The 10,182-nt window shown below is 62.9% G+C and carries 7 protein-coding genes; 5 read left to right on the plus strand and 2 right to left on the minus strand.

Annotated features, from left to right (window positions below; translation table 11 throughout):
* Positions 1–67: 67 nt before the first annotated feature.
* The 3 genes from prfA (at position 68) to ASD01_RS08580 (ending at position 3,013) form a co-directional block, all read left to right on the plus strand.
* On the plus strand, positions 68–1,150 hold the full coding sequence (prfA, locus tag ASD01_RS08570; RefSeq protein WP_034797692.1) for a peptide chain release factor 1: 1,083 nt from the start codon (positions 68–70) through the stop codon (positions 1,148–1,150).
* A gap of 3 nt (positions 1,151–1,153) precedes the next feature.
* Positions 1,154–2,023 carry a peptide chain release factor N(5)-glutamine methyltransferase gene (prmC, locus tag ASD01_RS08575; RefSeq protein ID WP_034797690.1) on the plus strand — a complete coding sequence of 290 codons (870 nt, stop codon included), beginning with the start codon at positions 1,154–1,156 and terminating at the stop codon, positions 2,021–2,023.
* Positions 2,024–2,350: 327 nt separating this feature from the next.
* The gene (locus ASD01_RS08580) at positions 2,351–3,013 is read left to right on the plus strand and encodes a DUF4167 domain-containing protein (protein ID WP_034797687.1); all 663 of its coding nucleotides are present in this window, start codon (positions 2,351–2,353) and stop codon (positions 3,011–3,013) included.
* A 105-nt stretch (positions 3,014–3,118) separates the two neighbouring features.
* On the opposite strand, the gene ASD01_RS08585 is transcribed toward ASD01_RS08580, so the two are convergent.
* Positions 3,119–3,703, minus strand: coding sequence for a TetR/AcrR family transcriptional regulator (locus tag ASD01_RS08585; protein WP_034797685.1), 585 nt, complete (start codon positions 3,701–3,703; stop codon positions 3,119–3,121).
* Positions 3,704–3,833: 130 nt separating this feature from the next.
* Between ASD01_RS08585 and ASD01_RS08590 the strand changes: the two genes are divergently transcribed.
* Complete coding sequence (locus tag ASD01_RS08590) at positions 3,834–4,853, plus strand: hypothetical protein (protein ID WP_034797683.1); 1,020 nt, start codon at positions 3,834–3,836, stop codon at positions 4,851–4,853.
* 238 nt (positions 4,854–5,091) lie between these two features.
* Positions 5,092–7,698, plus strand: a complete 2,607-nt coding sequence (clpB, locus tag ASD01_RS08595) for an ATP-dependent chaperone ClpB (RefSeq protein ID WP_034797681.1) — start codon at positions 5,092–5,094, stop codon at positions 7,696–7,698.
* 83 nt (positions 7,699–7,781) lie between these two features.
* Here the strand turns inward: clpB and ASD01_RS08600 are convergent, their stop codons facing one another.
* Positions 7,782–9,749, minus strand: a complete 1,968-nt coding sequence (locus ASD01_RS08600; RefSeq protein WP_034797679.1) for a M23 family metallopeptidase — start codon at positions 9,747–9,749, stop codon at positions 7,782–7,784.
* Positions 9,750–10,182 lie beyond the last annotated feature (433 nt).

Consider the following 10,182-nt stretch of genomic DNA (forward strand, 5'->3'; position numbering starts at 1 on the left):
TGAAGTGACGCGTCGCAACCCTCGTCCGGAGCTGATCCGGCCGGGGCGAGACGCATTGGAGTGAGACTTGGCAAAGCTTCCCGTTGAAAAGATGCGCGAACTGGAACGGCGGTTCGGTGAAATCGAGGCGCGCATGTCCGCCGGCCCGGCCGCGGACGTCTACGTCAAGCTCGCCTCGGAGTATTCCGAACTGCAGCCGGTGGTGACGAAGATCCGCGCCTACGAAAAGGCGACGGCGGAGCTTGCCGACATCATCGCCATGCTCGCCGACAAATCGACCGACCGCGAGATGCGTGATCTCGCCGAAATGGAAAAGCCCGAGGTCGTCGAGGCGATCGAACAGCTGGAACAGGAGATCCAGATCCTGCTCCTGCCGAAGGATGCGGCCGACGAAAAGAGCGCGATCCTTGAAATCCGCGCCGGAACCGGTGGTTCCGAGGCGGCGCTGTTTGCCGGCGACCTGTTCCGGATGTACGAGCGTTATGCGGCGGGCAAGGGGTGGAAGGTCGAAGTGCTGTCGTCGAGCGAAGGCGAAGCCGGCGGTTTCAAGGAAATCATCGCTACAGTTTCCGGGCGCGGCGTGTTCGCGCGGCTGAAGTTCGAGTCTGGTGTGCACCGCGTACAGCGCGTGCCGGAGACGGAGGCGAGCGGTCGCATTCACACCTCGGCGGCAACCGTCGCAGTGCTGCCCGAGGCCGAAGACATCGATATCGAGATCCGGCCCGAGGATATCCGCATCGACACGATGCGCTCGTCGGGCGCCGGCGGACAGCACGTCAACACGACGGACTCGGCCGTGCGCATCACCCACCTGCCGACCGGGCTCGTCGTCACCAGCTCGGAAAAGTCGCAGCACCAGAACCGTGCGAAAGCGATGCAGGTGCTGCGCTCGCGCCTCTACGACATGGAGCGCCAGCGCGCCGACAGCGAACGCTCGGCCGACCGCAAGAGCCAGGTGGGATCGGGCGATCGCTCCGAACGCATCCGCACCTACAATTTCCCGCAGGGACGCCTTACCGACCACCGCATCAACCTGACGCTCTACAAGCTCGACCGGATGATGATGGGCGAGATCGACGAAGTCGTCGATGCGCTGCTTGCCGACTACCAGGCGAGCCAGCTGGCGCAGCTCGGCGAGCAGCGGGGCTAAGAGATGGCCGAGACGCTCGCGAGTCTGGTTGCCGAAAGTCGCGATCGCCTGCAGGCGGGTGGCATCGAGCATGCGGCGCTCGACGTCCGGCACCTGATCTCGGGCCTGCTCGACCTGTCGCTGAGCGCGGTCGTGTCGCGGGGCAGGGACCCGGTTTCGGATGAGGATGCCCAGCGGATCCGGGCGGCGGTTGCGCGCCGGCTGGCGCGCGAGCCGGTCTATCGCATCCTCGGTGAACGCGAGTTTTTCGGTCTGCCGCTGAGGCTGTCGAAGGAAACCCTGGAGCCGCGCCCGGACACCGAGACCTTGGTCGACCGCATGATCCCCTATCTGCGCGCGGTGGTCGCGCGAAAGGGAGGTTGCGAGATCATGGATCTCGGGACCGGCACGGGCGCGATTTGTCTCGCGCTTCTGTCTGAGGTTCTTGAAGCCAGGGGCACGGCTACCGATATATCCGGAGACGCGCTGGCAACGGCGACGGCAAATGCCGTCGCTCTCGGACTTGCGGATCGCTTTCGGCCGTTGCTCAGCAACTGGTACGAAAAGGTGGACGGTCGTTACGACGTTATCGTCTCAAATCCGCCGTATATCCGGTCCAGTGTGGTTGAAGAGCTTGAGCCGGAGGTGAGACTTCACGACCCGGCCGCAGCGCTTGATGGCGGAGAAGATGGGCTAGATGCCTATCGCGCCATCGCTTCTCAAGCTGGTCATCATCTTGAGACAAACGGCGTGATAGGCTTGGAAATCGGTTTCGACCAGAAAGAGGCGGTAACGGCGTTGTTTTACGCCGAAAAATTCCGTCTGCGTGAAGAGGCGAAGGATCTCGGCGGCAATGACCGCGTCCTGATCTTCGAACGCGACACAAACCGTTGAAAAAATGCTGCACTGGCGCATCTTCTTTCTTGCAGAGGCAAAGAAAGGGCTTGGAATCCCAGAGGAAGCGGGCTAGTTTGCCCGCGCACTGGGCAGAAGGTCATGGACCTAAGATTCGTTCCGGTATGACCTGGCCACGGGGATTGCTCTCAAGAAAGAGTTGCTAGGGTTCAACACGTGCCTTGTGCGGGTACCTGTTAATTTGACGTCAGTCGGCGCCGAAGCCGCCATTGTGCGAGCGCAACGGTGCGTGCTCTGTCGGGCGGATCCGGCCGGAAGACGAAACCACATGATCATCATTATCAAGAGAATTCGGGTGAATGTACTATGAGGCCAGGACAGCAAAACAAGCGCGGCCGCGGGCGAAATAACAACAACAATAACAACAACAATGGAAGCAACAACAATCACAACCGCAAGGGCTCGAATCCGCTGACGCGGACCTACGACAGCTCCGGTCCGGATGTGAAGATTCGCGGTACGGCCCAGCACATCGCCGAGAAGTACTCTGCACTTGCGCGCGACGCCCAGAGCTCCGGCGACCGGGTCATGGCGGAAAATTACCTGCAGCACGCCGAACACTACAACCGCATCATTGCTGCCGCGCAGGCGCAGATGCAGGATCGTTTCCAGCGTGACGACCGTCAGGACTTCCGCGGCCACGACGCAGCCGACCAGGACCAGGACGATCTGGATCAGGGCTACGCCGACGACATGCCGGCTTCGGGTGCCGCAGCCGTAACGCCTGTTGCCGAGCCGCAGCCCGTTGTCATCGACGGTACCGGCCCGCAGCCGGTGATCGAAGGCACGCCGGCCGAAGTTGCGATGGAAGAAGAAGCTCCTGCCGCTTCCGGCCGTGCCGCAACGCGCCGCCGCAACGCGCCGCGTCCGCGCCGTCCCCGCCGCAGCGCCCAGGAAGGTGCTGCCGACGAGGCTCAGCCGTCAGGCGATGACGCTCCGGAAGCGCCGGCTCTGGCTGCTTCCGAGTAAGCGAAGTCGCTTTAGTCAGCCTGCCCGGTGCAGGCATCAAAAACCCGGCCCATCGCGGCCGGGTTTTTCTTTGCACGGCAAACGCTGATCAGCCAGTTGCACTGGTCAGCTTTTGGCACTGTCGATGATGAGTGCAGTTAGGTTGCTGCTCGCAGCGGTCTCGTTTGTGCGCCCGCGGATCAGTTCGCGGCCGATCGCCTCGGCCGCGCCGGCGATACCCGTGCATCGAAGCCTCAGATCGTCCTCGGGGACTTCCGAGAAAGGAGAGAGGGCTGCCTTGATCATGGCGACGTAATCGTCAGCCTGCTGTTGCTGCGTGGCGATCATGTCCGCATTGCCGCGCAGCGCGCCGGAGATCGCCTGCCATTCCTCGCCGCTTTCGACAGCACAGTTGATGTAGACGGAACTGATGATATCGGCGACCGCTTCGAGCCGATTTAATGCACCCTTCAGCGCGACCTTCAGTTTTTCCGTGTGCCGGTCTTCGATTTCCTGGGAGAGCGCGATCAAGAGCCCCTCGCGCGTGCCGAAATGTTCATAGGCGATCGGCTTGCTGACGCCAGCGCTTTCGGCGAGATGGCCAAGCGTCAGGGCGTCGGCGCCCCGTTCGCGCAGGATCTCCCTGGCGGTCTCGAGCAGCTGGGCGCGCCGCTCGGGCTTCGCAAGCTTTCGGCCTTTCGTCCGGCTCATCGATCACAATCCTCTATTCGCGTCGGCCCATGCCTCTTGAAAGTGGTATTCGGCATCTTACTTACCAATAGTAAGTTACTAATGGTAAGTTCGGTAGGTGCCGCTTACCTCTCGTTTAGGAGATAGGAAGATGTCGAGCAAGTTTCTGCCCGTTTTGATTGTCGGTGGTTCCGGTGTCGTCGGGTCGCAGGCCGCAAGGATCATTCGTCGTCTGCACCCGACGCTGCCGATCGCGATCGGTGGCCGCGATCTTGGCAGGGCCGAGGCGGTCGCACGTGAGGTTGGCGGCGCGGTCGGGGTCAGCGTCGACCTCAGTCGCCCGGATCTCGGCCTTGGCGATGCGCCCCGCTTCAGCGCCGTCGTCATCTTCCTGAAAGACGAAAAGCTGAGTTCGATGCGTTACGCCCAGCGCCACGGCATTCCCTATATCAGCCTATCGAGCGGCACCTTCGAGGTCGGTCCGGAGATGGCGCAGTATATCCACGCGCCGGACAGTGCGCCGATCCTGCTCGCCAGCCACTGGCTCGCCGGCGCCGCGATCTTCCCGATCCTCGACTTTGCCAAAGCCTATGAGGCGATCGACACGATCCGCATCGGCGTCTTGCTCGACGAAGAGGACATGGGTGGGCCGGCAGCACTTGCGGATTACAACCGCATCACCGGCCTTGCGCCCGCCGCTTTGACCGTCGCGGATGGCAAGTTCCACTGGGCCGGCGGCGAGGATTCCAAGGCGCGCTTCAGAAGCGTTGACGGCGTCGAACTCGAAGCGACCGCCTATTCGCCCTTCGACGTCATGGCGCTTTCGGCCCGTACCAACGCCAGCGATATCCGCCTGGATCTTGCCTATAGCGTGTCCGCGAGCAGGCGGCGCGGCGAACCGTTCTCGACGGAGATCGCCATCGATATCAAGGGCCGCGACAAACACGGCGAACTGGTCGACCGTCGCTATGAGATCGTGCACCCTCAGGGCCAGGCCCCACTGACGGCGCTTGGCGTCGCCCTTGCGGTCGAGCGCATGCTCGGCCTTGAAGGAGGGGCCGCCCCGACGCCGGGCCTCTATCTGCCGGAGGTCCTGATCGAGCCGGCCTACTATGTGCGGCGGATGAAGGAATTCGGCGCGTCCTTCGCCGAGCGGACCCCCGCGGCATAGACGATCCCGCGGCCGCGTTACCCTTTCGGTGCGCGGCCGCCTCGTGGTTGCAGATTTCCGTCTCACGAGCGCCGGGAGGCTCTTTAATTTCCAAAATCGCTGCCCCATATTCGCTTCGGACGCGTTGATCCGACGCAAAGCGGGGATCGCGCCACTGACAGGCTTGCCGAATGCGGGAGCCTGATCCTGAAACACCGACGGGTGCCATGATGGGCCTGCCGGGCTATGGAGGTAGAGTATGAACATCGAAAAATATTCCGAGCGCGTGCGCGGTTTTCTGCAGTCGGCGCAGACCTACGCGCTGGCGCAAGGACACCAGCAGTTCACGCCGGAGCATGTGCTGAAGGTACTGCTCGATGACGACCAGGGCATGGCCGCCTCGCTGATCGAGCGGGCCGGTGGTGATGCCCGCGAAGCGCGCGCCGGCAATGACGTAGCGCTTGCAAAGCTTCCCAAGGTTTCCGGCGGCAACGGTTCCGTCTATCTGTCGCAGCCGCTTGCGCGGGTGTTTTCGAGCGCCGAAGACGCAGCCAAGAAGGCTGGCGACAGCTTCGTCACCGTCGAGCGCCTGTTGCTGGCGCTGGCGATCGAAAGCTCTGCGGCCACTGCTGACATCCTGAAGAAGGCCGGCGTCACGCCGACCAAGCTCAATCAGGTGATCAACGACATCCGCAAGGGCCGCACCGCCGACAGCGCCACTGCCGAACAGGGCTTCGACAGCCTGAAGAAATACGCGCGCGACCTGACGGCCGACGCGCGAGAAGGCAAGCTCGACCCGGTCATCGGCCGCGACGACGAGATCCGCCGCACCATCCAGGTGCTGTCGCGCCGCACCAAGAACAATCCGGTTCTGATCGGTGAGCCCGGCGTCGGCAAGACCGCGATCGCCGAGGGCCTGGCACTGCGCATCGTCAATGGTGACGTGCCGGAAAGCCTCAAGGACAAGCGGCTGATGGCGCTCGACCTGGGCGCGCTGATTGCCGGTGCGAAGTTCCGCGGCGAGTTCGAGGAGCGGCTGAAGGCCGTGCTCAACGAGGTGCAGGCCGAAAACGGCGAGATCATCCTGTTCATCGACGAGATGCACACGCTGGTCGGGGCCGGCAAGGCCGATGGCGCCATGGACGCCTCCAACCTGTTGAAGCCGGCGCTTGCGCGCGGCGAACTGCATTGCGTTGGCGCGACCACGCTCGACGAGTACCGCAAGCATGTCGAAAAGGACGCGGCCCTTGCCCGTCGCTTCCAGCCGGTCATGGTCGAGGAGCCGACGGTCGAAGACACGATCTCGATCCTGCGCGGTCTGAAGGAAAAGTACGAGCAGCACCACAAGGTCCGGATTTCGGATTCGGCGCTGGTTGCCGCCGCGACCCTTTCGAACCGCTACATCACCGACCGGTTCCTGCCGGACAAGGCGATCGACCTGATGGACGAAGCCGCCTCGCGGCTGCGCATGCAGGTGGATTCCAAGCCCGAGGAGCTCGACGAGCTCGATCGTCGCATCATCCAGCTGAAGATCGAGCGCGAGGCCCTGAAGAAGGAAACCGATGTCTCGTCGAAGGATCGGCTCGAGAAGCTCGAACTTGATCTTGCTTCGCTCGAAGAGCAGGCATCCGCGCTGACGGCCCGCTGGCAGGCGGAAAAGCAGAAGCTCGGGCGTGCCGCCGATCTCAAGAAGCAGCTCGACGAAGCCCGCAACGAACTGGCGATCGTCCAGCGCAAGGGCGAGTTCCAGCGTGCCGGCGAACTGACCTACGGTGTCATTCCGAAGCTCGAAAAGGAGCTCTCGGACGCCGAAAGCCAGGAGAACGCCAATGCCAACCCGATGGTGCAGGAGGTCGTGACCCCCGACAACATCGCGCATGTCGTTTCGCGCTGGACGGGCATTCCGGTCGACAAGATGCTGGAAGGCGAACGCGACAAGCTGCTTCGCATGGAAGACGAATTGGCGAAGTGGGTTGTCGGCCAGGGTGACGCCGTGCAGGCAGTTTCCCGTGCCGTCCGGCGTGCCCGTGCGGGTCTCCAGGATCCGAACCGGCCGATCGGCTCGTTCATCTTCCTGGGCCCGACCGGCGTCGGCAAGACGGAGCTGACCAAGGCGCTTGCCCGGTTCCTCTTCGACGACGAGACCGCGTTGCTGCGTGTCGACATGTCGGAATATATGGAGAAGCACTCCGTCGCCAGGCTGATCGGTGCGCCTCCGGGCTATGTCGGCTATGAGGAAGGCGGTGCGTTGACCGAAGCCGTTCGGCGCCGGCCCTATCAGGTCGTGCTGTTCGATGAGATCGAGAAGGCGCATCCGGATGTCTTCAACGTGCTGCTGCAGGTGCTCGACGACGGCCGCCTGACCGATGGTCAGGGTCGCACTGTCGACTTCCGCAACACGATGATCATCATGACCTCCAACCTCGGCGCGGAGTATCTGGTTGGGCTTGGCGAAAATGAGGACAGTGATGCGGTTCGCGACCAGGTGATGGAGGTGGTGAAGTCCGCCTTCCGGCCGGAGTTCCTGAACCGCGTCGACGAGATCATCCTGTTCCACCGGCTGCGTCGGTCGGAGATGGGGGCGATCGTCGATATCCAGCTCGAAAGGCTGCGCAAGCTGCTTGCCGAGCGCAAGATCACGCTGGAACTCGACGACGATGCCCGCGCGTTCCTGGCCGACAAGGGCTACGACCCGGCCTATGGTGCCCGTCCGCTGAAGCGGGCGATCCAGAAGTTCGTGCAGGATCCGCTCGCCGAGAAGATCCTGCAGGGCGAGTTCCCTGATGGTTCGACCGTCAAGGTGCTTTCGGGCTCGGACCGCCTCAACTTCAAGCGCGGGGCGGGGCCGGACAAGGAAGCCGCCTAAGTCCGGCAGCGCACAAATCAAGAGGCCGCCCTTCGGGGCGGCCTTTCTGTTTGTGCCGATTTTCGAGCAGGGGAGGGGAGCGGTTAGTTGCTCGCGACCTCTGCGCCCGTGCCGTCCTTGTTCAGCAATTCGTCGATGCGGTCGCGTTCCTTCTCGAACTTCGCCAGCGCGTCGCCCGAAAGCGACTTGCCGCCGGGCAGTCGGATGCGCAAGGGGTCGACCTTGTTGCCGTTGACGATCAGCTCGTAGTGCAGGTGCGGTCCGGTCGAAAGGCCGGTCGTTCCGACCCAGCCGATCACCTGGCCCTGGACGACCTTGTTGCCCACCTTGACGTTTTTGGCGATCGCGCTCTGGTGGTTGTAGGAGGACACGTAGCCGTTGGCATGGCGGATCAGCGTCTGATTGCCATAGCCGCCGGAATCCCAGCCGGCCTTTTCGACGACACCGCCGCCGGCGGCGATGATCGGTGTGCCGCGCGGGGCTGCCCAGTCGACGCCGGTGTGCATGCGCGAGAAACCGAGGATCGGGTGCCGGCGCATGCCGAAGCCCGAACGGAAATGGCCATTCGGCACGGGATTGCGCAGCAGGAACTGGCGGATGCTTTTGCCGTCCTGGTCGAAATAGTCGATCGTGTTGTCGCTCGGATCCTGGAACCGGTAGAAGGCGGTAACGGCATCGCCGAATTTGGCGCGAACATAGAGGAGCTCGGATTCCTCCGTCGCCATGCCGCGTTCGTCGGTCACGGAGAAGAAGGCTTCAAGCGAATCCGTCGGCTTCAGCTGCGCCTGGAAATCGACATTGCTGGCGAGCAGCTTGACGACGAGGCCGACCATGTCGGCGTTCATGCCGTAGGAAAGTGCCGCCCGGTAGATGCCGTCATAGACCCGCGGCAGGTCGTGGCTGCTGGTCATGACCGGCGCGCCGTTGTCGTCGAAGGCGGTGGCGACCGCGTCGAGCCTCGGTGGCTCGGCGCCGGGGACGAAGCGGCCCTTGTCATCGACCGCCATCGTCAGCACATGCCGGTTGCGCGAATAGATCGTGGCCCGCACGATGCGTGCGTCCTGGCCCTTCTGCGTCTCGCCGTTCTGGATGATGCCGATGCGCAGAACATCGCCTTCGGAAAGCTCGCTGGCGCCGAGCGCCTGGCCGAGATAGCTGGCGGCGTCCTCGGCCTGCGCCTTGGTGTAGCCGGCACTGCTCATGACTGTCGCGATGTCGGTCTGGCGCCGCACCGGAATGATGTCGTCGGCGTATTCGGTGGTTTCTTCGTCGATCGTCTCGTAGGCGGCGTCACTCTTGTTCTGCTCGACGATGCGCGCGGTCAGGCCCTGGAGAAGATCGAGGCCGTCACTCTCCGAGGCGAAGCGCTGCGGATCGACATAATAGAGCGAGGCGACCTGGGTGCTGCCCTCGGTCAGGACAGAGCCGTTGGTGCGGACATTTTCCTCGACCTCTTCCAGCGACATCGAACTGTCGAAGGTGGGGCCGCCGCGCAGCGGGAAGTCGACGGTTTTCAGCGCCACTTCGGAATCGACGTTAGAGCCGTAAAGCGTCCCGGTTCGCGAAACGGGGGATTCCTCGTCTGCCTCTTCCGTCGAGAAGATCGCCAGAGGATCGAAATCCGGATAGCTTTCCGAGGCCTGATGATTGGCGGCGAGTGCCATCTTTACGTGAACGAAGGGCTGTTTGCGCACCACTTCCTTCTCGCCGTCATGGGTCATCGTCGAGACTTCCATGATCGTCTTGTCGGCCGGCTTGGCAACGAGCTTCGGCGACAGGATGCGGCCGCCGCGAACGGCGATCGCTTGCTCGTCGCCATTCGAACCGGCATCAAGTGCGGCATAGGCTTCGGCCGGGATTGCCAGCTGCTGGCGTCCGTCAAGCGCTGCAAAGAGCGCGACACCCATCAGGAGGCTCGAGGTGATCCCCGTCAGGAAGGTGCCCGATAGCCAGCGCAGCGAAATCTCGCGCCTGTCGGGCGCGCGCCGGCCATGCGCCAGGATCGGTGGCTGGTCGCCAAGCGACCTGACCATGTTCTTGTCGGTGATCATGCCGAACTGAGGGTCCCCGATTTCTCTAAACCGTATTCTTGCCTGCGATACGTTGCGCGAAGGTGTGCATCTTTCACGCGGCGGAGTCAAATCACGCGCGGAGCTGCAAGGGCGATATCCTATATATCCCAAGCCTGTCCGCGCGCCCGCATCCGCGACGCATCTTCGTTTTCGCTTAGATAGGCCGATTGTGAAAAAGGTAGGGCCAAATTGTGTCTCCACAGGCCCGGGGGAGGGGGCAAAACTTTTTTGGGGGCGCAAAGCCCTGCGTTTGTGGGCTTTGTCAGAAATCTGTCATTTTTTCCGAAAATCCCTGTTGACGTCTGTGAGGATGGGGGTCTATAAGCCCGATCACTGACGAGGGCGGCGGCGCTGCTGGCGACGACGACCTTCGCTCTAGAGTTTCCTGATTGGCTTGGTGCTGATTGAGGGG

The sequence above is a fragment of the Ensifer sp. Root423 genome (assembly GCF_001426275.1).
Taxonomy (GTDB): Bacteria; Pseudomonadota; Alphaproteobacteria; order Rhizobiales; family Rhizobiaceae; genus Ensifer; species Ensifer adhaerens.

Bases quoted from the DNA above. Each gene is read 5' to 3' on its own strand.
- prmC (WP_034797690.1), top strand. From the start codon at position 1,154: ATGGCCGAGACGCTCGCGAGTCTGGTTGCCGAAAGTCGCGATCGCCTG.
- ASD01_RS08580 (WP_034797687.1), top strand. From the start codon at position 2,351: ATGAGGCCAGGACAGCAAAACAAGCGCGGCCGCGGGCGAAATAACAAC.
- ASD01_RS08585 (WP_034797685.1), bottom strand. From the start codon at position 3,703: ATGAGCCGGACGAAAGGCCGAAAGCTTGCGAAGCCCGAGCGGCGCGCC.
- ASD01_RS08590 (WP_034797683.1), top strand. From the start codon at position 3,834: ATGTCGAGCAAGTTTCTGCCCGTTTTGATTGTCGGTGGTTCCGGTGTC.
- clpB (WP_034797681.1), top strand. From the start codon at position 5,092: ATGAACATCGAAAAATATTCCGAGCGCGTGCGCGGTTTTCTGCAGTCG.
- ASD01_RS08600 (WP_034797679.1), bottom strand. From the start codon at position 9,749: ATGATCACCGACAAGAACATGGTCAGGTCGCTTGGCGACCAGCCACCG.